This window comes from Pseudotabrizicola algicola, from assembly GCF_010915705.1.
Taxonomy (GTDB): Bacteria; Pseudomonadota; Alphaproteobacteria; order Rhodobacterales; family Rhodobacteraceae; genus Pseudotabrizicola; species Pseudotabrizicola algicola.
The window spans coordinates 1,208,666-1,233,393 of record NZ_JAAIKE010000001.1 but is presented as its reverse complement, the minus strand read 5'-3'; the positions used below and the strand labels follow the sequence as shown (position 1 = coordinate 1,233,393).

Genomic DNA, 24,728 nt, shown 5'->3' with positions numbered 1-24,728 from the left:
CCGCCTGCCGCCGCACCATGCGGCGCAGGCGGCAAAAGCGCAAGGCTCCCGCCTCAGCCCTCTGGCAGATCCGCCATCAGCCGCGACAGGTGATGTGCCAGCACCGTCACATTGGGCGGCTGCAGGATCGACAAATGATCCCCCGGCACATCGATCACCTCGAACCCCGAGGCCGCCACCGGCGCCCAGCCCAGCCCGTTCTGCGCGCTCTGCGGGCTGTCAAAGATGTTTTCCTCGGCGCGGAAGATCGACAAGGGCCGGTGGATCGGGCGCACCTCATAGGCTTGCACCGCCAACTCTGCCGCCACCATGAAACTGTCCACCGTCATCGCCGCCGCCTCGCCGCGCCGCTTTTGCAGCCGCAGCCGCAACTTCTTGACGCGGTAAAGCACATCCGCCCAGCGGTTCGCCACGATCCCCGCCAGATGCGACGGCCCGCGCCGGTACAGCTGGCGCAGATGCACCCCCACCCGCGCCCGCCCCGACAGGCGCGAGCGCCCGCCCGGGCCCGCGCTGTCGAACATCGCGATCACCCGCACCTCGCGCCCCGCGCGGATCAGTTGCTGCGCCAGTTCATAGGCCACATAGCTGGCCAGTGAAACCGCGCCCAGACTGACCGGCCCCTGCGGGAAATAGCGCTGGATCTCATCGGCATAGGCGCGCGCGGTTTCCTGCACGCCAATCGGCGTGTCCTGCGCCAGCAAGCCCACCGTCAGGCCGAACACCGGCTGGTCCGGCCCCAGGGCCTCGGCCAGCGGGCGGAAATGCTCCTCGTTGCGGCCCAGCACATGCACCCCGAACAGGGGCGGGCGGCTGCCACCCGGCTGGATCGGGATGATGTAACGCGGCCCCGCCTGCGCGGCTGTCAGCGCCCGCGCCAGCCCCCGCGGCGTCGGGCGGCGGTGCAGGTCGGCCACCCCCAGCCGATGCCCGAGCTCGGCCTCGATCCGCCCGATCAGCTGCACCGCCAGCAGCGAATGGCCACCAAGATCGTGGAAATCGTCCTCCGGCCCCACCTGTTCCAGCCCCAGCGTCACGGCCATCAGCGCCGCAATCTTCTGCGTCACCGGATCATCGCTGGCCGAAGCTCCGGCCATCGCCGCAGGTTCGGGGGCGGGCAGGGCGGCCACATCGATCTTGCCCCCCGGCGTGCGCGGAAAGCGCGCCACCGGCAGGATCGCAGGCACCATATGCGGTGGCAGATGCTCGGCCACCGCCGCACGCAGCGCGCCCGCATCGGGCAGCGGCTGGCCATCGGCCCCCGCCACCCAAGCCACCAGCCGCGCCGCAGGGCTGCCCGCGTTCAAGACCTGCGCCAGGGCGCGGCCCACGCTGTCCTCGCGCTCCAGCACCCGCTCCACATGGCGCAAGTCGATGCGGAAGCCGCGCAGCTTCACCTGCCGGTCGCGGCGGCCCAGAAAGGCCAGCACCCCGTCAGGCCGCCAGCGCACCATATCGCCGGTGCGATACATCATGCCCTCGCCGTGGAAACGGTCGGGCAGGAAGGCCTCGGCCATTTGCGCGGAATGGCCGATATAGCCCTCGCTCACCGCCTCGCCGCCGATCCACAGTTCTCCCACCGCCCCCGTCGGGGCCAGCGATCCGTCGGGCGCCAGCACATAGGCCCGCGCATGGGCCGTCGGGCGGCCGATCGGAATATCCTCGCCGCCCCCCTCTTGCGCCATCTCGGCGCGCTTTGGCTCATGCAGCGTGCATGTGATCGTCGTCTCGGTCGGCCCATAGCCGTTCAGCCAGCGCGGGCGCGGCGCGATCCGCGCCCAGGTTGCCAGTGCGCGCGGGCTGATCTGCTCGCCGCCCACCACCACCAGCCGCACGGCGGGCGGCAGCACCAGCGAATCGCGCGCCATCTCGTCGACCAGCACATGCCAGAACGCCGTCGGCAGGTTCAGAACCGTGATGCCCTGCCGCGCCACCTCCTCCAGAAACAGGCCGACGGATGCCGCCATGCCGTCGTCGCGCAAGATCACCGTCGCGCCCGCCAGCAGGGTCGGGATGATTTCCTCTATCGAGACATCGAACGACAGGCTGGCAAATTGCAGCACCCTGTCGGTCGGGACCAGACCAAAGCCCGCAATGATGGCGCTGGCATGGGCCGACAGGGCGCGCATCGGCACCCGCACCCCCTTGGGCACGCCGGTCGAGCCCGAGGTATAGATCACATAGGCCAGACGGTCCGGATCGGGCGGCAAAAGGTCGGGATGTGGCAACTGGCCCGAACCCGGCTCGGGGTCGGGCGTCACCCGCCGCACCCCAGCCGGGGCGTCATGACCGGCGGGCGCCAGCAAAAGCCCGCAGCCGCTGTCGCTCAGCATATGGTGGCGCAGCGCCTCGGGGTAACTCGGGTCCAGCGGCAGAAAGGCCGCGCCAACCCGCAGGATCGCCAGCATCGCCACGATGAACTGCGGCCCGCGCGGCAGGCAGATCGCGACGATCTGGCCGGGGGCGGCCCCCGCCGCCACCAGACGCGCCGCCAGCGCGCCCACCCGCGCATCGAGGATCGCGTAATTGATCGCCTCGGGGTTGCCCACCATCTTGAGCGCGGTCAACTCGGGCTGCTCGCACACCCGGTCGGCAAAGCGCAGGCTCACGCAGGGGTCCACGCGGGGCAGGCGCTGGTCGGGCCGCCCCAAGGCCAGCACCGCCGCCTCCTCCGGGCGCGGCAGCATCGTCAGATCGGTCAGTGCCGTCCTGCTGCGCGCCTTGGCCAGCGAGGCCAGCACCTCGGCCAGATGGCCCAGCATCGCCCCCGCCTTGGCATCGTTCACCGCCTCGGGGTCATGCTCCAGCGACAGCAGCAGTTCCGCATCGCCATAGGCCGCCAGCGTCAGCGGCAGCGCGCCTTCCTCCAGCAACTCCACCCGCCGCTTGGCCCATTGCGGCCCGAGGCCCCGCAGCGTCTCGTTCAGCGAGGCCCGCTCGAACATCACCATCGAATCGAACAGCGACACCGTGCCGGGCAGCCCGCACCAGTGCTTGATATCGGTCAGCGCCGCATGCTCGTGCGCGCGCAGCGCCAGGGCATCCTCGCGCAGGCCCTGCAGGAAGGTATCGGTCGTGCGGGGCGGCGAGATCTGCACCTTCATCGGCAGCGTGTTGATCAGGCACCCCACCGTGCGCTGGCTGCCCGGCACGATATAGCGTCCGGCGCGGGTGGACCCGAAAACCGCCGTGGCCCGCCCTGTCCAGCGCGCCACCACCATGCCCCACGCCGCCTGCACCACGGTGCCGAGCGTGACCCCCGCCGCTTCGGCACGCTCGCCCAGGGCTTCGGTCAGCGCGGCGTCCAGTCGCCGCTGGATATGGCGCCGGCGCGTCATCGCCGCGCCGGTTTCGGCATCGGTCAAGGGGTTGGGCTGGTCGAACCCTTCCAGATAGGCGCCGAAAAACGCCTTGGCCGCGGCGGTGTCGCGGCTGGCCACCGCCTGCACATAGTCCAGAAACCCGACCGCGGGGGCAGGGGGCAGGGCGCGCCCCTGCAAGGCGGCAAACACCTCTTCCAGCACGATCACCATGCTGCGGCCATCGACCAGCGCGTGATGCACCGTCCAGACCATCACCGACTGGCGCGGCCCCAGATGCGCCAGCAGCACCCGCCACGCGGGCGCGCCTTCCAGATCGACACCCTGCTCGCGGTCCGCCGCCAGATAGCCCGCCAGCATCCCCTCGCGCCGCCGCGCCGGAATCGCCGACCAGTCCTCGACCGTCAGCGCCACCTCGATCTGGCCGCGCAGGACCTGCACCGGAGTCACGCGCTTGCGCCACAGGATCGACAGGCGCAGCGCCTCGTGCCGCGCGGCGACCTCTGCCCAGGCCTCGCGCAGCGCCTCCGGCTCGATCACCTCGTCGTCCAGATGCACCACGACCTGCTCGAGGTTGACCCAAGGCCGCCCCGCCAGCGCGCTTTCATAGACCATGCCAAGCTGCAACGGCGTCAGCGCATATTCCCGCGGCCCCGCTGCCGCAGAGGCGTCCCCGCCCGCCGTCTCCGCTCCGGCGCGCCCCGTCGCCTGCCGTCCCGTAAGGCGCAGATCCAGCGTCATGGCTGCCCCCCGAAAGTTGCGTCCAGCGCCATGATCGCGCTGCTGTCCAGCGCGATCGCCACCACCGCCAGCGCCAGCCCCAGAACCGCGAAACACGCGTCATGCAGCGGGTCCCACGCCTTGTGTCGCCGCGCCAGCCAGATCAGCACCGGATAAACCGCAATCGCCGCCAGAGCCTGCCCCGCCAGCGCCCCCACCAGACCGCGGCTTTCCGCCCCGAGGATCAGACCCGTCACCAGAAAAACCGCCCGCACCGCCGTCAGGATGAAATACCGGCGGCTGTCCCCCGCCGCCAGCGCCGACTGGTCATAGGTCATCCCGATCACCGTCGGGATCTGCACCACCGCCGTCACCACCAGAATGGCTCCGGCCATCGAATAGCGCTCGTCATAGAGCAGATCGACAAGCCACTCGCCGCCGAGCGCCATCACCGACAGCAGCGCAAAGATCGCCCCGCTCATCGCGAACCGCATCTGCCGCAGCTTGGCGAAATTCTCGGCCGATGCGCCCGGCGGGCGCTCCCGATACAGCGGAATCAAGATCCGCCCGCCAATGGTCTGGCCCAGAAGCACCGGAAAACTGGCCAGAAAAAACCCGATGTTATACAGGCCAAGCTGCTCCAGCGTCAGGTATTTGCCCAGGATCGCCTTGTCGCCCTGCGCCACCATGAACCCGAAGGCGGTCGACAGGAAAAGCCAGAAGCCGAAATGCAGCAGATCACGCGCCGCCGCCCATTCCCAGCCAAGCCGGCTCTTGGCCCCGGGCAGCGCCAGCAGGATCAGGCACAGCCGCGTGCCCGACGAAACGATCCAGCCCGCGGCCAGCGCCCAGACCGACTGCGTCGCCCAGGCCAGCAGCACCATCGACACCACCCCGACCAGTTGCGAGACAAGGTCGAGCGCGGTCAGCCGACCCACCCGTAGATGCCGCGCCGCCGTATCCACCCGCGTCGGCTCCAGCCCGTGCAACAACAGCGAGAGGCCCGCCACCGGCAGCAAGAGCGCCAGTTCCGGCTGGCCATAGAACAGCGCGGCAGGCCATGCGATCAGCGCCGATGCCAGCCAGAGCATCACCCCGCGCGCGACCTGTATCGTATAGGCGGTGTCCAGAAAGGCCGGATCGTCCCCCCGCTTGTGCTGCATGATCGCCGGATGGGTGCCGACATCCGAAAACATCGTCAGCCCGACGATAAAGACCGAGACAAGGGCCATGAGCCCGAAGGCTTCGGGAAACAGCAGCCGCGTGAGAATCAGGTTGGAGACCAGCCGCAGGGCCTGACTCGCGCCATAGCCGAGGGCGGTCCAGACCGAACTGCGCATGACACGGGCCAAAAGACCCTCGCCGCGCAACCGTGTGATGATTGGGCTCATCCAATGACAACCTAAACGATACACGGGTGGTGGCCCGCCCCCCGGCTTCCACCTCAATAGGTTGAACCCTGCCCCAAACCGCACCCGTGTTTCAAGCCCGATTGTCAGGCAGGCAGCGCGGCCCGCCCGGACCCGCGGTCGCCGCGCGTGGGAACAGTGCCGCGCCCTTGACGGCAAGGCCGCGCGCGGCACGTCGCCGCGTGCGCCGCAGCGCCCCTTGCGAAAGCCGTGCAAAGGCATGATCCAGATCAACATATGCGGGCAAAAGCCGTGCTAGATCAGCGCAAACTGCAAAGGATGCTGTGCCATGTCTACCCTCGCCTATGGTCTGGCCGTTCTGGCCCTTCTGCTTGCGCCGGGGCCGACCAATACCCTGATCGGATTGGCCGGAGCGCGGCACGGGCTGGCGCGCGTGATCGGGCTGGTTCCGGCGGAACTGGCGGGCTATCTGGCGGCCATCCTGCCCGCCGCACTTGTGGGAGCGCAGGTTCTTTCGGCCTTTCCGGCGCTTTCCGTCGCGCTCAAGCTGGCCGCGGCGCTCTGGGTGATGATCCTTGCGGTGAAACTCTGGCGCAGCAGCGCCTCGGCTGCAGCGGCGGGCCAGACGCTGACGGCGGGCCGCATCTTTGTGACCACGGCCCTGAACCCGAAGGCTCTTGTCATCGCGCTGGTCTTGCTGCCAGCGGTGCAGGACCCCGCCTTCCTGCCGCGTCTCGGGCTGTTTTGCCTGCTGGTGGCAGGGGTGGCGCTGCTCTGGGGCGCGGCGGGGGCGCTGACGCGCCGCGCCAGCGCCGGTGCGCAGTGGATGCACCGCCTGCAACGCATCGCGTCGGGCTGGCTCGGGCTGATCTCGCTGTCGCTCCTCTTCGGCGCGCTCCAGACCTGAGGGCCGCGCCGACGCCTGCCGACGAGGGGGCTCCGCCCCCGCCTTCGGCTCCCCCGGAGTATTTCGCAAAGCAGCAAGCCTAAGTGCGGCCTGCGCGGGGCGGGCGGCGGTGCGCCTGTGCTGCCGCGGCAAGGGCAGGGCGGCGGCGGCTGGGGCAGGGGAGCGTGCGCCCGCCGCCTTGCAAGGCATTTCTTAACAGACCTTGAAGACCGCGAGGCAAGTCTTTGATGTGAAAGGAAAGGCGCGTCTGTAACACAGCGGCGTCCCTCAGCCGCGCCCCTTCCACGGCACCAGCTTTTTCTCGGCCATCCGCATGAGGATGTCGATCCCGTAGCCGATGATCCCGATCAGGATGATCCCCATCACCACGATGTCGGTGAGCTGGAATTTCGAGGCCGCGATGATCATCATGCCGGCGCCTTTCTGGGCCGCCACCAGTTCCGCCGCGACGACCGTTCCCCAGCAGACCCCCATCGCCACCCGCGCCCCGGTGAAGATATCGGGCAGGCTGTTGGGGATGATCACATGCCGCAGGATCTGCGCCTTGCTGGCCCCGAGGGAGTAGGCCGCGTGGATCTTCGAAAGCTTCACCCCCGACACGCCCGAGCGGGCCGCGATGGTCATGATCCAGAGCGCGGCGAGGAAGAGCAGCACCACCTTGCCCGTCTCCCAGATGCCGAACCAGATGATGACCAGCGGGATCAGCGCCAAGGGCGGCACGGGGCGCATGAACTCCACGATCGGATCGAACCAGCCGCGGAACCAGCTCGAGAGCCCCATCGCATAGCCCAGCGGGATGCCCACCAGCGACCCCAGCACGAAGCCTGCCATCACTCGCGCAAGCGAGGCGCCAAGGTGTCCCCAGAGCGAGGTGTTCTGGTAGCCGTTGCCCGCGATCTCGATGAAGCGCGCCACCACGGCCTCGGGCGCGGGCAGCCAGATCGGCTCCATCTGCATGCCCTTGTCGGCCTGAAAGTTGAGCGAGCCGCGCGCGGTGAGGGTGACCGTTCCGCCGGTCACGTTCATGCGGTCGTCGGCGCTGATCGGCTGGCCGTTGATCGCGACCACCTGCGCGCCGTCGGCATCATTGTCGAGGACGCGCAGCAGGACCGACCGCCAGGCCTGCACTACGGCGGCATCACCCTTGGCAATGCCCTCGCCCTCAGGCACCGCAGGCAGGGCGGGAACCACGCCGGCCTCGTGCACGGTGATGCGCACCTCGGCATCGGCCTCGGACCCGTCGGGCGCGCGGGCGGTATAGGTAAAGCCTGCCTCTCCCACGAAGGGGCCCGGCACATGCAGCGGCACGATGCTCGATCCGGTAAAGGCCCCCCAGATCAGGAAGACCGACAGAACCGAGATGACGCTGGCCACCCGGTCGGGCTGGATCGCCGATTCATCGCCGAAGGTCACCGTCTTGAGCGAGGTGAAGTCATGCCGGTTCCGGTGGCGCTTGATCTGGCCCCAGACCAGCATGGAGGCGACGAAGATCGCGATGTAGAAGACCAGAACCATCATGCGGCACCGTCCTTGCGGCCCATGATTTCCTCTTCCATGCCCCAGATCATCGACAGGATTTCCTCGCGCGTTTCGGCGAACCCCGCCGATTTCTTGACTTCGCGCAGGTCCATCGTGACGCCGCGTTCGGCAAAGGGCAGGGCGTATTCGCGGAAGATGCGGCCGGGGCGCGGGGCCATCACAAGCAGACGCTCGCCCAGCAGTAGCGCCTCTTCGACCGAATGGGTGATGAGGATCACGGTCTTGCCGGTTTCCTTCCACAGTTTCAGCACGAGGCCTTGCATCTTTTCGCGCGTCAGCGCGTCAAGCGCGCCAAGCGGCTCGTCCATCAGGATGACATCGGGGTCATTGGCAAGACCGCGGGCAAGCGCCACACGCTGCTGCATACCGCCTGACAGTTCATAGACCGCCTTTTCGCCAAAGTCGTGCAGACCCACGGTTTCCAGCAGATGGTCGGTGATCCGGTCCCGCTCTGCCTTTGGCATTCCCTTCATGCGGGGGCCGAAGTCGATGTTCTGGCGCACGTTCATCCACTCGAACAGCGCGCCTTGCTGAAACACCATGCCGCGTTCGGGGCCGGGCCCGGTCACGCGGGTGCCGCCCAGCACGATCTGCCCTTCGGTGGGTGCCAGAAACCCTGCAAGGATGTTGAGGAGCGTGGTCTTGCCGCAGCCCGACGGCCCCAGCACCGAGAGGAGTTCACCCTGTTTGAGGTCGAGAGAGACGTTTTGCAGCGCCTGCACCGCCTTGCCGTTCGGCAGGTCAAAACGCATCGAGATGTTGTCGATAAGCAGTCCGGACATAGGCCCTCCGGTGACGTGACGGGCGGCCCTGGTGTGGGCCGCCCCTTGGGGCTTACATGCCGTTTGCTGCCGCGAGCGGGCCGGTGTTGACAGTGGTATCATAGCTGGGCAGAGCGGCGGGGATCGACCCTGCGCTGACAAACACCTCGGCGACGCCCTTCATGAACTCCTGCGCGCCGCCCCCGAGCCATTTGGCGGAAAGCTGGTCTTCGACCGAGGGGAAAACGAAGGTGCTCATGTCCTTTTCGGCTGTCGCTTCGTCCATGCCGGCATCCTGCGCGATGACGGGCAGCATTTCGGCCTTTTTGGACCCTTCGTTCCACATGGCATTGCTGTCGGCCACCACCTTGAGGAACTTGGCAACCACATCGGGGTTTTCAGCGACAAACGAGGCTGGCGAGGAGGTGACATCGAACACGAGGATGCCGAGTTCTTCCTTTTCCGCGCCGGTGAGCAGGACGTTCCCATGTTCCTTCATGCGGTTCAGACCGCCGCCATAGCCGCAGGCCATGTCGACAGAGCCTTGGGCAATGGCCGCAGCCCCTTCGGGCGGGGCCATGTCGATGATCTCGAGGCTGGCCAGATCGACGCCGAAATGGTCCATCTGTTTGAGAAAGCCGTAATGCGCGGCGGTGCCAAGCGGAACGGCAACTTTCTTGCCCGCGAGATCGGCGGCGTTGTCCTTGGTGATGTCCAGATCGCTGCGCACCACGCAATTGTCATTGTCGGAATAGCTGACAGCCACGTCGATGATCTGCAGATCCTGGCCGGCGCTGGTCGCGACGACAAAGGGCGGCACCCCCTGCGATACCGCGATATGCACATCGCCCGCCGCCATCGCCGCCGACATCGCGGTGCCGGTGTCGAAGGCAACCCAGTTCACCTTCATTCCAAGCGCTTCATCGAAAGTGCCGTTGGCCTTGGCGTACTGGAACGGCATCGGCCATTCCATGAAATAGGCGATCGTCACCTCGTCCATCGCCATCGCGCTGGTTGTGCCTGCCAACAGGGCCACAGTGGCGGCAGCACTTGTCAGTGTCTTGCGGATAGTCATCCTTGGGTTCTCCTTGTTGGGTTGATGTTGGGCCTTGCCCTCATTGGTCGGGGCAGGTTCGGTGCTGTCCAGCGGCGCGACAGGGTTTCAGGAAATTGGAACAGCGCGTTCCAGACCTGTCAGGCCGACATGTCCTGATCTTTGCCACGCTTTCCCCTTGCGCCAAATGATTTTGCAACTGGCGTTATCGCGGCACTTCGTCTGGCCCTACGATTGCCCGCCGCAAAGGCGGATGCTGCGCCAAAGGCCAGCCAACCGGCGCGTGGCCTGACAGGCAAGGCAAACAGGGGCACGGTCATGGACGGCTACAGCAGCAATGATATTTCGGCAGTGGTCGAGGCCGACCGCGCGCATGTCTGGCATCATCTGAGCCAGCACAAACCCTATGAGACGGTTGATCCGCGGGTCATCATCGAAGGTAAGGGCATGCGGGTGTGGGATGCGCGCGGTAAAGAGCATCTGGATGCGGTCTCGGGTGGCGTGTGGACGGTGAACGTCGGCTATGGCCGCGAGAGCATTGCCAATGCGGTGCGCGACCAGTTGATAAAGATGAATTATTTCGCGGGTGCCGCCGGATCGGTGCCCGGCGCGCGCTTTGCTCAGCGTCTGATCGAGAAGATGCCGGGGATGAGCCGGGTCTACTATTCGAACTCGGGGTCCGAGGCGAACGAGAAGGTCTACAAGATGGTGCGCCAGATTGCGCACAAGCATCATGGCGGCAGGAAGTGGAAGATCCTCTATCGCGAGCGCGACTACCACGGCACGACGATCGGCACGCTTGCCACTTCGGGGCAGGCGCAGCGCGCGGCGCAATACGGGCCCTATCCCGATGGTTTTGTGATGGTGCCGCATTGTCTGGAATATCGCGCGCAATGGGATGGCGCCCATTATGGCGAGCGCGCCGCCGATGCGATCGAGGAGGTGATCCTGCGCGAAGGCCCCGACACGGTGGGCTGTCTGGTGCTTGAGCCGATCACGGCGGGGGGCGGTGTGATCGTGCCGCCTGCAGGCTATTGGGAACGGGTGCAGCAGATTTGCGCCAAGTATGACATCTTGCTGCACATCGACGAGGTCGTCTGCGGCGTCGGGCGCACCGGCACGTGGTTCGGCTATCAGCATTACGGCATCCGCCCCGATTTCGTGACGATGGCCAAGGGGGTGGCGAGTGGTTACGCCGCGATTTCCTGCACGGTGACCACCGAAGCGGTGTTCAACCTGTTCAAGGATGACCCGACCGATACCATGAGCTATTTCCGCGACATCTCCACCTTTGGCGGTTGCACGGCAGGGCCGGCGGCCGCGCTGGAGAACATGCGGATCATCGAGGACGAGGATCTGCTCAACAACACCATCGCCATGGGCGAGCGGTGCCTGAACAATCTGCGCGCCCTGATGGAAAAGCATCGGGTGATCGGCGATGTGCGCGGCAAGGGCCTGTTTCTCGGGGCGGAACTGGTGGCGGACCGTGCCAGCAAGGAGCCTCTGGACGAGAAGAAGGTGCAGGCAGTGGTCGCCGATTGCATGGCGCAGGGTGTGATCATCGGGGCGACCAACCGATCCTTGCCGGGGCTGAACAACACGCTGTGCCTGTCTCCTGCGCTGATCGCCTCGCCCGATGATATCGACCAGATCACCGATGCGATCGATCAGGCCCTGACGCGGGTCTGCGGCTGAGGCGGGTAAAGCAAGCGGAATTCTCTGCCCCGAGAGGGGCAGAGAATGTGCTTTTTGTGTTGTCGGCGCGTGACGCGCCTCCTCCGGTCTGCGCTTTGCGCGGGAGTATCCGGGGAAGGTGCAAGCGAGGTCAGGCTTGACCTCGGGGCGGGTGTGGCGTTTCTGGTCTTAGAGCTCATAAGGCCAGATCATGCCCATTCCCGCCGAAGCGTTCTTTCTGCCGCCCGGAACTGCCGGAACCCTGCAAAGCCGCATCCGCTCGATGGTGGTGCAGGGCGTGCTGGCGGGGCGGTTACGGCCGGGCGACAAGATGCCCTCGTCCCGCGGTCTTGCGGCACATCTGGGCGTGAGCCGGATCACGGTGACCCTGGCCTATGCCGATCTGGTGTCGTCCGACTACCTGTCTGCGCGCGGGCGGTCCGGCTACTTCGTATCGGACACGGCCCCCCGTGCGCCGGAGTTTCCCTCCTCGCCCGCGCGGGACGAGGGGGTGGATTTCACCGCGCTGACCGGGGCGCGGTTTTCGGGCCTCGCGCGACTGGCCAAGCCCGAGGATTGGGAGCGTTATCCCTATCCCTTCATCTATGGTCAGGCCGATGCCGCCCTGTTCGACCATCAGAACTGGCGGGCCTGTGCCTTGCGCGCGCTGGGGCGGCGCGATTTTGCCGCGCTGACATCGGATTACTACGAGCGGGACGATCCGATGCTGATCGAGCATGTCTTGCGCAGCATCCTGCCGCGCCGGGGTATTGCCGCCCGGGCGGAGGAGGTCTTGCTGACGCTGGGGGCGCAAAATGCGCTTTGGATCGCCGCGCAGGTCTTGCTGGGGGCGGGGCGGCGGGCGGTGGTGGAGAATCCCGGCTATCCGGGCCTGCGCGCCATTCTGGAGCCGTCCGGCACCGAAGTGGTGGCGGTGGATGTCGATGCGAACGGCCTGCCGCCGGAGCGGATTCCGGCGGGGGCGGATGTGGTGTTCACCACCGCATCGCACCAATGCCCGACCAATGCCACCATGCCGGTGGCACGGCGCGTGGCGCTGCTGGACGCGGCGGCGCGGCAGGGGTTTGTCATCGTCGAGGATGATTACGAATTCGAGATGTCCTTCCTCAAACCCGTTTCGCCCGCCTTGAAGTCCTTGGACCGTGAGGGGCGGGTGATCTATGCGGGGTCATTTTCCAAGTCGATCTTTCCGGGGCTTCGTCTGGGCTATCTGGTGGGATCGCCCAGTTTCATCGCCGAGGCGCGGGCCTTGCGCGCGCTGGTCTTGCGGCATCCGCCGGGGCACATCCAGCGCACGGTCGCCTATTTTCTGGCCGATGGGCATTATGATGCGCTGATCAACCGGATGAGGGTGGCGTTTCGCCGCCGCCGTCAGGTGATGGAGGAGGCATTGGCAGAGCAGGGCCTGAGCATGGCGGGGCAAGGCGGCTTTGGCGGGTCCAGCATCTGGATGCGGGCGGGCGACGGGGTGGATACCGAGGTGCTGGCGGCGCGTCTGCGGGGCGAAGGTGTGCTGATCGAGGCGGGGCGGGCGTTTTTTCATCCGGCGCGGGTCAGTCGGCAGCATTATCGGCTGGCCTATTCCTCGATCGCGCCCTCGCGCATTCCGGAAGGAATCGCGCGGATTGCCCATGCGCTCGGCCAGGTGCGGCAAGGTTAATTCTGGACCTAATCGCACGCATGCTCTGGCCCTAAGGCCGGACAGGGGGCCTCGCTAGACTGCACCTGACCATCCTTGTGCCGGAGCCTGACAGATGCGCATGACCACCGAAGAAGCCTTCGTGAAGACCCTGCAGCGGCATGGGATCGAACATGCCTTCGGCATTATCGGATCGGCTTTCATGCCGATTTCGGATCTGTTCCCGCGGGCGGGAATTACCTTCTGGGATTGCGCGCATGAAGGGTCGGGCGGGATGATGGCCGATGGCTACACCCGCGCGAGCGGCAAGATGTGCATGATGATCGCGCAGAACGGTCCGGGGATCACCAATTTCGTGACAGCCGTGAAGACCGCCTACTGGAATCATACGCCGCTTTTGCTGGTCACGCCGCAGGCCGCCAACAAGACCATCGGCATGGGCGGGTTTCAGGAAGTCGAACAGATGGCGCTGTTCAAGGACATGGTCTGCTATCAGGAAGAGGTGCGCGACCCGTCGCGTGTGGCCGAGGTGCTGAACCGCTGCATCCTGCAGGCCAAACGCCAGTCGGCTCCGGCGCAGATCAACATGCCGCGTGATTTCTGGACCCAGGTGATTGATATCGAACTGCCCGCGGTGGTGGAATTCGAGCGGCCCGCAGGCGGTGAGGCTGCGATCCAGGCCGCAGCCGACCTGCTGTCCGAAGCGAAGTTTCCGGTGATCCTGAACGGGGCAGGTGTGGTGCTGTCAGGGGCGATTCCAGCCAGCATGGCCTTGGCCGAGCGGCTGGATGCCCCTGTTTGTGTCGGCTATCAGCACAATGATGCCTTTCCCGGCTCACACCCGCTTTTTGCCGGACCTTTGGGATATAACGGCAGCAAGGCCGCGATGGAGTTGATTTCGGGGGCAGATGTGGTATTCTGTCTGGGTACCCGGTTGAACCCGTTCTCAACGCTTCCGGGATACGCGCTGGACTACTGGCCGAAGACGGCCAAGATCATCCAAGTCGATATCAACCCGGATCGGATCGGGCTGACGAAAAAGGTGACAGTCGGTATTGTCGGCGACGCGAAAAAGGTCGCCGAGGCGGTTTTGGCGCGATTGGCCAACACCGCAGGTGACCATGCGCGCAATGAACGCAAAGCCAAGATTGCTCAGGTAAAGTCGGCATGGGCGCAGGCGCTGTCGTCGATGGATCATGAAGAGGACGATCCCGGCACGTCATGGAATCAGCGCGCCCGCGACGCAAAGCCCGATTGGATGAGCCCGCGGATGGCGTGGCGCGCGATTCAATCCGCGCTGCCGCGAGAGGCGATCATTTCCAGCGACATCGGCAACAATTGTGCAATCGGCAACGCCTATCCGACCTTTGAGTCGGGGCGGAAATATCTTGCACCCGGCCTGTTCGGCCCCTGCGGCTATGGTCTGCCCTCGATCATCGGGGCCAAGATTGCCTGTCCGGACGTGCCAGTGGTGGGCTTTGCCGGAGACGGGGCCTTTGGCATCGCGGTGACAGAGTTGACCGCGATTGGTCGTCCCGAATGGCCCGCGATTACGATGGTGGTGTTCCGAAACTACCAGTGGGGGGCGGAAAAGCGCAATTCGACCCTCTGGTATGATGACAATTTCGTCGGAACCGAGCTGGACGAGAGGGTTTCCTATGCAGGAATCGCGCGGGCCTGCGGCTTGCAAGGGGTGCAGGCCCGCACGATGGACGAATTGCGCGACGCGCTGACCACGGCGCTTGCCGACCAGAAGGCGGGCAAGACCACGTTGATCGAGGCGATGATCAATCAGGAGCTTGGCGAGCCCTTCCGGCGCGACGCGATGAAGAAACCTGTCGAGGTTGCGGGGATTTCGGCGGCGGACATGCGACCGCAGGTCGTATGATCCCCTTTGGCCTGAGCGGGGGCGAGGCCGCGCTGGTTGCGGCAGGCATGGTGCTTGCGGGCTATGTGCGGGGCTATTCCGGCTTTGGCTTTGCGGCTTTGGTCATGCTTTCCGTGGCCTTGGTGACAGACCCCTTGCCCTTTGTGCCGGTGGTCATTTTGGCCGACATCATAATGACCGCGGGGCAGGTGCGCGGAATCTGGACGCATATCGACTGGCGGCGGGTGGGAACGCTGTTTGCCGGCTGTCTGGTCGGGGTGCCATTGGGGGTGGCGGCGGTCGCCTCGGCGGGGCCCGATCTTGGCCGCGCGGTGCTTTCGGTCTTCGTGCTGGCGATGTGCGGCCTGCTGCTGGGAGGCTGGCGGCTTGCAAGGCAGGGCGATGGCGCGCATGTTGCCGTGGGCGCTGTATCGGGTCTTGCCAACGGGATGGCGGTGGGCGGGTTGCCGGTCGCGGTGTTCTTTACCGCTCAGGCCGTGGCGCCTGCGGTGTTTCGCGCGACCGTCATCGCCTATTTCACCGCGCTGGATCTGTGGTCTTTGCCGGTGCTGTGGCAGGCAGAACAGATCACGCGTGACAGTTTCTGGGCCGCCGGTCTGGGTTTGCCGTTCATGCTGGTCGGACTGGGCCTTGGCAGTCGCCGTTTTGCGCGGTCAAGCCCGCAGGATTTCCGGCGCTTTGCCATCTTTCTGCTCGCCCTGCTTTCGGGGGCGGGTCTCATCAAATCGGTGATGTGATGCTTCTGGTCGTCAACTCCGGGTCGTCTTCGCTCAAGCTTGCAGTGTTCGCCGGGCTTGATCTTCAGGCCCAGGCGCATGTCGACCGGATCGGCAGCGGCGGCCCGCCCGACCATGCACAGGCGCTGCGGCAGGGGTTGGCGCAACTGAACCTGTCCGGTGGCGCGGTGAAGGGGGCGGCGCACCGGGTGGTGCATGGCGGGGCCAGCCTGACGCGGACCTGTCGCCTGACACCGCGGGTGCGGCAGACCATCCATGACTGCGCAGGGCTTGCACCTCTGCACAATCCTCCGGCCTTGGCGGGGATTGACGCGGTGGCCGACCTCTGGCCAGACCTGCCGCAATTCGCAGCCTTTGACACCGCGTTCCATGCCGGAAATCCCGAGGTGGCCACCACATATGCCCTGCCGCTTGCCGAGCGCGAAAGGGGCCTGCGCCGCTACGGCTTTCACGGGCTTTCATACGCCGCAATTGTTCGAAAAGTGCAAGAAATGACTGGCTCTAGGCTGCCAGAGCGGATGCTTTCATTCCATTTGGGCAATGGTGCCTCGGCCTGTGCGATTGAAAAAGGACGCTCTGTTGCCTCCAGCATGGGGTTTTCGCCGCTCGACGGGCTGACGATGGGCACGCGTCCGGGGGGGCTGGACCCGGCTGTCGTGCTCTATCTTGTGGCCTGCCACGGGCCCGAGGCGACGGGTCAGATGCTCAACCGCGCCTCGGGTCTGGTGGCGCTTGGGGGCAGCAATGACATGCGGGCGCTGCATGCGGCGGGCACGCAAGAGGCTGGCTTTGCCATCGCGCATTTCTGTTATTGGGCCGCGCGTCACGGCGCCTCGCTTTGCGCGGCTATGGGCGGGCTGGATGCCATCACCTTCACCGGCGGGATCGGAGAGAATGATGCGATAATCCGGGCTGGGATCGTCAAGCATCTTGCCTTTCTGGGGCCTGTCCTTGACGGTGAGGCCAATGCGCGGGGAGAACGGGCGCTGCACAAGCCGACGTCAAAGGTCGCAATCTGGATCGTCCCGGCAGATGAGGAACGTCAGATCGCCATCGAAGTCGCGGCGTGCCAGACAGAGGAGGAGGGGCAGAGGTGAGCCAGCCATATGTGAACACATCGCCGCAAGTCTCTGACGAGGTTCGTAAAACCACCTGCTACATGTGCGCCTGCCGCTGCGGGATCAACGTGCATCTGAAAGAGGGCCGCGTCAGCTATATCGAGGGCAACCGCGATCATCCGATCAACAAGGGCGTCTTGTGCGCCAAGGGTGCCAGCGGCATCATGCAGGTGACCGCGCCCAGCCGGTTGCGCACGCCGCTGCGCCGGGTCGGCCCGCGCGGGTCGGGCGCGTTCGAGCCGATCTCATGGGAAGACGCCCTGCAAACGGCGGTGGATTGGCTGCGCCCCTTGCGCGACGAGGCGCCGGAAAAGCTGGCCTTTTTCACGGGCCGCGATCAGTCGCAATCCTTCACCGGCTGGTGGGCGCAGGCGTTCGGCACTCCGAATTACGCGGCGCATGGCGGTTTCTGTTCGGTCAACATGGCGGCGGCAGGCATTTACACGCTTGGCGGCGCATTCTGGGAATTTGGCGCCCCCGACTGGGAACGCAGCAAGCTGTTCGTGCTGTTTGGCGTGGCCGAGGATCATGACAGCAACCCGATCAAGATCGGGATCGGCAAGATGAAGGCGCGCGGCGCGCGGGTAATCGGGGTGAACCCGATCCGCACGGGTTACAATGCCGTGGCGGATGACTGGATCGGCATCACGCCCGGCACCGATGGCCTGTTCATTCTGTCGCTGATCCATTGCCTGCTCGAGGCGGGAAAGGTCGATCTGGACTATCTCGCGCGCTATACCAACGCGGCCTATCTGATCAACGAGACGGAAGGCCCCGACAAGGGCCTGTTCGTGCGCAATGCCGAGGCGCAACCCTTTGTGATCGACCGCCGCACTGGCGCGCCTGCCCCGTGGGAGGCCAAAGGCGTGCAGCCCGATCTCGGAGCGAAATGGCAGGGCCATCGCACGGTGTTCCAGCACATGGCGGCCCGCTATCTTGCCCCTGACTATGCGCCCGAGGCAGTGGCGGCGCGCTGCGGGGTTCCGGCTTTGCGCATCCGCCAGCTTGCGGCGGAACTGGCGGATGTAGCCTTCAACCAAGCCATTGAAATCGCGCAGCCTTGGGTCGATTTCCGCGGCGATGCCCACGCCAGCATGATCGGCCGGCCTGTCAGCTTTCACGCGATGCGCGGCATTTCGGCCCATTCCAACGGCTTCCAGACCGCCCGCGCCCTGCACCTGTTGCAAATCCTTCTGGGCGCTGTCGAAACGCCCGGCAGCTGGCGGATGAAGCCGCCTTATCCCAAGCCGATGGAGGCGCATCCCACCCCGCATTTCATCGCCGTGCCGGGCAAACCGCTGACCGGCCCGCACTTGGGCTATGTGCGCGGCCCCGAACAGCTTGCCCTGAAGCCCGATGGCAGCCCTGCGCGGATCGACAAGGCGTTTTCATGGGAAAATCCGTTCTCGGCGCATGGGTTGATGCATATGGTCATCCCGAACGCGGTGGCGGGCGATCCCTACCGCATCGACACGCTGTTTCTTTACATGGCGAATATGGCATGGAATTCGTCGATGAATACTGCGCAGGTCATGCAGATGCTGACCGCGCAGGAACCCGACGGCAGCTATACCATTCCGCGCATCATCTATTCCGATGCCTATGCTTCGGAGATGGTGGCCTATGCCGACCTGATCCTGCCCGATACGACGTATCTGGAGCGGCATGACTGCATCAGCATGCTGGATCGTCCGGTGAGCGAGCCGGATGCCGCCGGAGACGCGATCCGCTGGCCGGTGGTGGAGCCTGACCGCAATGTGCGCGGGTTTCAATCGGTGCTGCTGGACCTTGGCGCGCGGCTGGGCCTGCCGGGGATGGTCGCCGAGGATGGCAGCCCGAAGTTCAGGGATTACGCCGATTACATCGTGTCGCACCAGCGCCGTCCCGGTGTGGGGCCTCTGATGGGCTTTCGCGGCAATGGCGACGGGGAGGGGCGCGGCGCGCCCAACCCAGACCAGATGGCGCGATACATCGAGAATGGCGGCTTCTTTCAGGCGCATGTGCCAGAGGAGGCGCTGTTCTTCAAACCGTGGAACGCGGCCTATCAGGACTGGGCGGTAAAGGTGGGTCTGTTCGACAGCCCGCAGCCCTATCTGTTCAACATCTGGTCCGAACCGATGCGCCGCTTTCAGCTTGCTGCGGAAGGTCACGGCGCGGTGCAGCCACCGGATCATCTGCGCGAGCGGCTGAAGCTGGCGATGGACCCGCTGCCGATCTGGTATCCGACCTTCGGCGACGCGGCAGAACCCTTCGGGTTCGAGGTGCACGCCCTGACGCAGCGCCCTATGGACATGTATCACAGCTGGGGCAGCCAGAATGCGTGGCTTCGGCAGATCAGGGGGCATAACCCCTTGTTCGTGCCGACAAAACTGTGGCGGAAGCACGGATTTTCCGAAGGCGACTGGGCCCGTGTCACATCGCCGAGCGGGCAGATCACGGTGCCGGTGGTGCATATGGCGGCGCTGAACGAACACACGGTGTGGACGTGGAATGCGATCGGCAAGCGCAAGGGCGCATGGGCGCTGTCCCAAGACGCGCCCGAATCCACGCGCGGCTTCTTGCTGAACCACCTGATCTCTGAACTGCTGCCTGCCAAGGGCGACGGGATGCGCTATTCGAACTCTGACCCTGTGACGGGGCAGGCCGCGTGGTTTGACCTGCGCGTGCGGCTTGAGCGGGCAGAGCCGCCCGCCCAAGCCGAAAGCCTTCCGGCGTTCGGAACCCTGGCGATGGAGGGGCTGCGATGACCTGCCTGCCACAAAAGACCGACAAGGCGCTTGGTCTGGTGATCGATCTCGACACCTGCGTGGGGTGTCAGGCCTGCGTGACGGCCTGCAAAGGCTGGAATGACCAAGGCTACGGCGTGCCGCTGTCCGACCAGAATCCTTATGGATCAGAGCCTTCGGGCACCTTCCTCAACCGTGTTCACAGCTATCAGGTGATGCCAGAGGCGGCGGCACCGATGATCGTGAACTTCCCGCGGTCTTGCCTGCATTGCGCCGATGCGCCCTGTGTCACCGTTTGCCCTACGGGGGCGAGTTACAAGCGTGCGGAAGATGGCATTGTGCTGGTGAACGAGGACGCCTGCATCGGCTGCGGCCTGTGCGCCTGGGCCTGTCCCTATGGCGCGCGCGAGATGGATGCGGCGGCAGGGGTGATGAAGAAGTGCACGCTCTGCGTCGACCGGATCTACAACGAGAACCTGCCCGAAGAAGACCGTGAGCCCGCCTGCGTGCGCACCTGCCCGACCGGCGCGCGGCATTTCGGCGATCTGGCGGACCCTGCAAGCGCCGTCAGCCAGCTTGTCGCGGCGCGCGGCGGCTATGATCTGATGCCCGAACAAGCCACGCGGCCCACCAACAAATACCTGCCGCCGCGCAAGAAAGACCGCCCCGATCAGGCCAGCCTGCTGGCCCCGCTGCTGGATATCAAGGCAACCGGCCTTGCCGGATGGCTGGATCGGGTTCTGGGGAAACTTCCATGAATCCAGCGTCTTCCGTCATTATCTTCACAGTCTTGTCGGGCATGGGACTGGGCTATCTGGCCCTCCTTGCGACGGCGCATGACTATACGGGTGCAGCTGCCTTCTGGCATTGGGCCTTTGCCTATGCACTGGCCACCATCGGGCTGGCGGCCTCTGCCTTTCACCTTGGCAATCCGCAGCGGGCATGGCGCGCCTTTACCCAGTGGCGCAGCAGCTGGCTAAGCCGCGAGGCTTGGGGCGCGGTGCTGACGCTGCTTGCCTTTGCCCCGCTGGCCCTGTCGGATTGGCTCGGGCTTGGCCTGCCCCGAGGCTTTGGCTGGGTCGGGGCCGTCCTCGCGATGGCCACTGTGATCGCCACCGGCATGATCTATGCGCAGATCCGTGCGGTGCCGCGATGGCACCATTGGTCGGTGCCGCTGCTGTATCTGGCCTATGCGCTTGCGGGGGGTTGTCTGCTGGCGGGCTTTCGCATGCCCGCCATTCTGGCGCTGGTCGGCGTGGCGGGCGCTGTTTTGCTGCATTGGCGGGTGGGCGATGGCGCATTTGCGCGCGCCCGAAGCAGTTTGGGCAGCGCCACCGGCCTCGGCGCTCTGGGGCAAGTGGAGATTTTCGAGCCGGCCCATACCGCCGGAAGCTACCTTTTGCGCGAGATGATATATGTCGTCGGCCGCCGCCATGTGAAACGGTTGCGCGTCATTGCCTTGGGGGTGGGGGTGGCCCTGCCCATTCTTGCTCTGCTGGTCGTGCCGGGGGTGGGCGGCTTTGGGCTGGCCATCATTCTCTATCTCTTGGGGGCTTTTGCACAGCGCTGGCTGTTCTTCGCCGAGGCAGAGCATGTGGTGGGTTTGTATTACGGCAGGCGCTAGGGCCTTGAACTGCACGCGCAGGTCGATCATCCTTGCAATCACAGGCTGAAGGGTGGTGGAGGACAGCGCACTGCAGGCATCAGATACCCAACGCCAAGCCGTTACCGATCCCGAGGCATTTCTGCTCCTGTGTGCCGAGGCCGCGGCAGATTTGTCTGAAGCAATCCTCGAAGAGGCGCAGCCGCAGGCTTTGCACGGTGCCGTGCAAAAGGTGCTGGACCGCCTGGCATCCGAACTGGGCACTGCGCTTCGGCTGGTCATCGAGACAGAGGTCTGGGAGGCGGGGCAGGGCATGATGACGGGGGCCGCCGTTGTCACCCAAGGGCCCGCGCGGCTGGAAGGGGTGACGATGGCCCTCCCAGCCGGCGTGATGCGGGGGGTGCAGGGTTTGTTGCGCGCCGTGACCGCGCATGACAGGGCCGCGCGGCGGCGGTCGGCCGATCTGCAGACGGCAGAACGCGCCACCTCCAGACTTGCCCGCCGTGACGATCTTTTGCGGCGTCTGTTTGATCTGTCGCCCGTGGGGGTGGTGCTGATCGATTATGAAACCGGCCATATCCTCGAGGCCAATCTGGCCTTTATGGGTTTTGGCCACTGGTCGCGCGAGGCGCTGATCGGGACTCCGATCCGTTCGATCTTGAACGCCAAGCACGAAGAGGTTGTCGACAGGGCGGTGGCCGAGTTGAAGGCGGGCGGCAGTTTCGGCCCGATAGACCAGCCCTTTTTGCGGCCCGATGGCAGCGAGTTTCCGGCCATCGTCCGCGGCCTGCTGCTCACCGGCGGCGACGGGCAGCGCCTTGTGTGGATGCTGGCCGAGGATGTAAGCGAGATACGCGCCCATCTGGCCGAAATGCAGGCCGTGCGCGACGAGGCGCTCTGCGCGCGCGCCGAACTGCACACCGCAGTGCAGGCGCTGCCGCATGGTTTCATGCTTTATGATGCCGAGGACCGTCTGGTTCTGATCAATTCCCAGATCTCCGAGATTTACCCGTTACTTGCGGACCTGTTGGTGCCCGGGCGAAAATACGAGGACGTGCTGCGCGAGGGCATCGCTCTGGGGCAATGGCCTGTCGAGGCGGGTCAGGAAGAAGCCTTGTTGCGTGCTGTCATGGAGCGCCGCAAAGAGCCGGCGCTGGACCAGCAGGTATTGCTGGCCGACGGCCGGATTGTGCGCGTGGTGGACCGGCAGATCCCGACCGGAGGCCGTGTGGGTCTGCGCATCGACATCACCGCCGAGCGTGACAATGAACAGCGCCTGACACAGGTGATCGAGGGATCGCAGGCCGGAACCTGGGAAATCGACTTCCTGACATGGGAAAACCGGGTCAACGAACGCTGGGCCTCGATGCTGGGCTGGACATGTCAAGAGCTTGCCCCGATCACCCTGACGACGTGGAGCAGCATGCTTCACCCGGATGATGTGGAATCCTCCGTTGCCAAGGTCGTGCATGTGGCGCGCGGGCAAGCCGACCGGTTTGACATGGTCTTTCGTCTGCGCCACCGCGCGGGCCACTGGGTTTGGGTGCAATCGCGTGGCATCGTGTCAAAGCGCAGCGCCGAGGGCCATCCCTTGCGCATGTCGGGGGTGCATGTCGATGTGTCCGCCCTCAAAGAGGCCGAACAGCGCCTCGCCGAGATCATCGAAGGGGCAGAGGCGGGCATCTGGTATCACGACATGGTGGCGGGCCTGTGCCATGTGAATGAACTCTGGGTCGGGATGCTGGGATATACGCTCGAAGAGCTTGGCCCTGTCACCGATGCCGTGTGGCAGGGTCTGTTGCATCCCGATGACTGGATCATGCTCAACCGAAACATGCAGGAGCGTTTTGCGGCCGGCATCCGGCAGTTTCAGGATGAATTGCGCCTGCGCCACAAGGAAGGCCATTGGGTCTGGGTCGCCTCGCGCGGGCAGACGGTTGCATGGGATGCACAGGGCAATCCGGTTGCCACCTCGGGTGTTCATCTCGACATCAGTGCGCGCAAACGGCTCGAGGGCGATCTGAAAGCCGAACGCGATTTTCTGGCCAAGCTGACGGAAACCTCTGGCTCGGGCATCCTTGCCGTGGACGAGGCCGCGCGCATCGTGTTCTTCAACCGCGAAGTGCAGACCATTTTCGAACAGCCCGCGGACAGGCTGATGAATCAGGTGTGTGATCCGGAGGCCCTGGGGCTTTCGGATGCCGAGGGCAACCCGCTCTCCTTTTCCGGTCTGCCCTGCCGGCTGGCGATCAATTCCGACCAGGCGGTGCGCGACATGCGCATGCGGGTGGATCTGCCGGACGGGCGGACGAAGGATTTGTCGGTGAATGCTGCGGTCTTGGCCGACCCGAGCATGACTGCCCGCGTTGTGTGCACCATCACCGATATCACCGCCACCGCGCAGGCCGAACGCGACCTGCGCACAGCGATCGGGCGCGCAGAGGCGGCCAACCGCGCCAAATCGCAATTTCTCGCGAATATGAGCCATGAGTTGCGCACGCCGCTGAACGGGGTGCTCGGCATGGCCGAGCTGCTTGACGAAACGCCTCTCGATCCGTCGCAGCGCGGGATGCTGGGGGCGATCCGCGAGTCGGGCGCGCATCTTCTGTCGGTGGTGAATGACCTGCTCGATCTGGCGAAGATCGAAAGCGGAAAGCTGGTGCTGGATGTTGCCCCGCTGAATTTGCGCGATCTGGCCGCGCGGATCGAGGCGATGCACGGGCTTACCGCGCGGCGCAAAGAGGTGGAATTCCATATCACGCTCGGTGCGGGGGCGGAACGCGCGCGGCTGGGCGATGCCAAGCGTGTGCTGCAAATCGTGCATAACCTTGTCGGCAATGCGGTGAAGTTTACCGAATCCGGCTCTGTCGCGGTGTCGATTGCGCAGGATGCGCGTAATCCGGTGCGGATTGTGCTTCAGGTGTCCGACACCGGAATCGGGATGACGGACGATCAGACGGCGCGCGTTTTCGAAGAATTCACCCAAGGCGATGAATCCATCACCCGGCGTTTCGGCGGCACCGGACTCGGCCTTCCCATCGTGCGGCGGCTGGTGGCGTTGATGGACGGAGAGATCAGCCTCGTCAGCACCCATGGGCGCGGAACCACCGTCACCGTGACCTTGCCGATGCCGCCCGCAACCGTTCCGGAAGACAAGAGCGAAGGGGGGCCTGCACTTGTCCTCGGGCGTGCGGCATTTGCGGGCCTGCGGGCGCTTCTGGCCGAGGATAACCCGACCAACCGCCTTATCATGCGCGCCATGCTGGCGCGGCTTGGGATCAGCGTCACGCTGGTCTGCGACGGGGATGAAGCGGTTGAAATCTGGACCCCGGGCCGCTTCGATCTGGTGCTGCTCGACATTTCCATGCCCCGCAAGGATGGTCTGACCGCCTTGGCCGAATTGCGTGTCAAGGCAGGAGCAGGGGGCCTGCCCCCGGTGCTTGCGGTTACGGCCAATGCCATGGCGCAGCATCTGGAAGATTATCGCGCGGCGGGCTTTGCCGATGTGGTGACAAAGCCAGTCACGCTTGAAGCCCTTGCGGGGGCCATCGCACGCACCCGGCCCGTCGCAGAGGCCGAGGCCAAGGCGCCCCCCGCGCCGTGATGCAGTTGACTAAAATGCCCTGCGATAAGCCGCGCGGCTAAAGACTT

At 65.4% G+C, this 24,728-nt stretch carries 15 protein-coding genes; 10 read left to right on the top strand and 5 right to left on the bottom strand.

Annotation, left to right across the window (positions count from 1 at the left end):
* Positions 1 to 53: 53 nt before the first annotated feature.
* Positions 54 to 4,061, bottom strand: coding sequence for a non-ribosomal peptide synthetase (locus G3572_RS05970; RefSeq protein ID WP_164609709.1), 4,008 nt, complete (start codon positions 4,059 to 4,061; stop codon positions 54 to 56).
* On the bottom strand, positions 4,058 to 5,431 hold the full coding sequence (locus G3572_RS05965; protein ID WP_164609708.1) for an oligosaccharide flippase family protein: 1,374 nt from the start codon (positions 5,429 to 5,431) through the stop codon (positions 4,058 to 4,060). Before G3572_RS05965 ends, G3572_RS05970 begins: the two co-directional genes overlap by 4 nt.
* Before the next feature lie 307 nt (positions 5,432 to 5,738).
* On the opposite strand from G3572_RS05965, the gene G3572_RS05960 reads away from it, so the two are divergent.
* Positions 5,739 to 6,317, top strand: a complete 579-nt coding sequence (locus G3572_RS05960) for a LysE family translocator (RefSeq protein ID WP_164609707.1) — start codon at positions 5,739 to 5,741, stop codon at positions 6,315 to 6,317.
* Between the two features lie 267 nt (positions 6,318 to 6,584).
* On the opposite strand, the gene G3572_RS05955 is transcribed toward G3572_RS05960, so the two are convergent.
* From G3572_RS05955 to G3572_RS05945, 3 genes are read right to left on the bottom strand one after another with little or no spacing between them, the layout of a single operon-like run.
* Positions 6,585 to 7,835 (bottom strand): ABC transporter permease, encoded by a 1,251-nt coding sequence (locus tag G3572_RS05955; RefSeq protein ID WP_164609706.1) that lies wholly within the window; start codon positions 7,833 to 7,835, stop codon positions 6,585 to 6,587.
* Positions 7,832 to 8,638 (bottom strand): taurine ABC transporter ATP-binding protein, encoded by an 807-nt coding sequence (locus G3572_RS05950; RefSeq protein ID WP_164609705.1) that lies wholly within the window; start codon positions 8,636 to 8,638, stop codon positions 7,832 to 7,834. The genes G3572_RS05955 and G3572_RS05950 overlap by 4 nt, the downstream gene beginning before the upstream one ends.
* A 52-nt stretch (positions 8,639 to 8,690) precedes the next feature.
* Positions 8,691 to 9,692 (bottom strand): taurine ABC transporter substrate-binding protein, encoded by a 1,002-nt coding sequence (locus G3572_RS05945; protein ID WP_164609704.1) that lies wholly within the window; start codon positions 9,690 to 9,692, stop codon positions 8,691 to 8,693.
* Positions 9,693 to 9,989: 297 nt separating this feature from the next.
* Between G3572_RS05945 and tpa the strand changes: the two genes are divergently transcribed.
* The 9 genes from tpa (at position 9,990) to G3572_RS05900 (ending at position 24,681) form a co-directional block, all read left to right on the top strand.
* Complete coding sequence (tpa, locus tag G3572_RS05940; RefSeq protein WP_164609703.1) at positions 9,990 to 11,366, top strand: hypotaurine--pyruvate aminotransferase Tpa; 1,377 nt, start codon at positions 9,990 to 9,992, stop codon at positions 11,364 to 11,366.
* 190 nt (positions 11,367 to 11,556) lie between these two features.
* Positions 11,557 to 13,026, top strand: coding sequence for a MocR-like pyridoxine biosynthesis transcription factor PdxR (gene pdxR, locus G3572_RS05935; RefSeq protein ID WP_164609702.1), 1,470 nt, complete (start codon positions 11,557 to 11,559; stop codon positions 13,024 to 13,026).
* Positions 13,027 to 13,120: 94 nt separating this feature from the next.
* Positions 13,121 to 14,893 carry a sulfoacetaldehyde acetyltransferase gene (gene xsc, locus G3572_RS05930; RefSeq protein WP_164609701.1) on the top strand — a complete coding sequence of 591 codons (1,773 nt, stop codon included), beginning with the start codon at positions 13,121 to 13,123 and terminating at the stop codon, positions 14,891 to 14,893.
* Positions 14,890 to 15,630 carry a sulfite exporter TauE/SafE family protein gene (locus tag G3572_RS05925; RefSeq protein ID WP_164609700.1) on the top strand — a complete coding sequence of 247 codons (741 nt, stop codon included), beginning with the start codon at positions 14,890 to 14,892 and terminating at the stop codon, positions 15,628 to 15,630. Before xsc ends, G3572_RS05925 begins: the two co-directional genes overlap by 4 nt.
* Positions 15,630 to 16,727, top strand: coding sequence for an acetate/propionate family kinase (locus tag G3572_RS05920; RefSeq protein ID WP_164609699.1), 1,098 nt, complete (start codon positions 15,630 to 15,632; stop codon positions 16,725 to 16,727). Before G3572_RS05925 ends, G3572_RS05920 begins: the two co-directional genes overlap by 1 nt.
* Complete coding sequence (locus G3572_RS05915; RefSeq protein ID WP_354003992.1) at positions 16,724 to 19,495, top strand: molybdopterin oxidoreductase family protein; 2,772 nt, start codon at positions 16,724 to 16,726, stop codon at positions 19,493 to 19,495. Before G3572_RS05920 ends, G3572_RS05915 begins: the two co-directional genes overlap by 4 nt.
* Positions 19,492 to 20,232, top strand: a complete 741-nt coding sequence (locus G3572_RS05910; RefSeq protein WP_164609698.1) for a 4Fe-4S dicluster domain-containing protein — start codon at positions 19,492 to 19,494, stop codon at positions 20,230 to 20,232. Before G3572_RS05915 ends, G3572_RS05910 begins: the two co-directional genes overlap by 4 nt.
* A complete protein-coding gene (locus G3572_RS05905) occupies positions 20,229 to 21,098 on the top strand; it encodes a dimethyl sulfoxide reductase anchor subunit family protein (protein ID WP_164609697.1) in 870 nt (289 codons plus the stop codon). Before G3572_RS05910 ends, G3572_RS05905 begins: the two co-directional genes overlap by 4 nt.
* A 151-nt stretch (positions 21,099 to 21,249) precedes the next feature.
* Positions 21,250 to 24,681: a PAS domain S-box protein gene (locus G3572_RS05900; RefSeq protein WP_205518513.1), complete on the top strand. Its 3,432-nt coding sequence runs from the start codon at positions 21,250 to 21,252 to the stop codon at positions 24,679 to 24,681.
* Positions 24,682 to 24,728 lie beyond the last annotated feature (47 nt).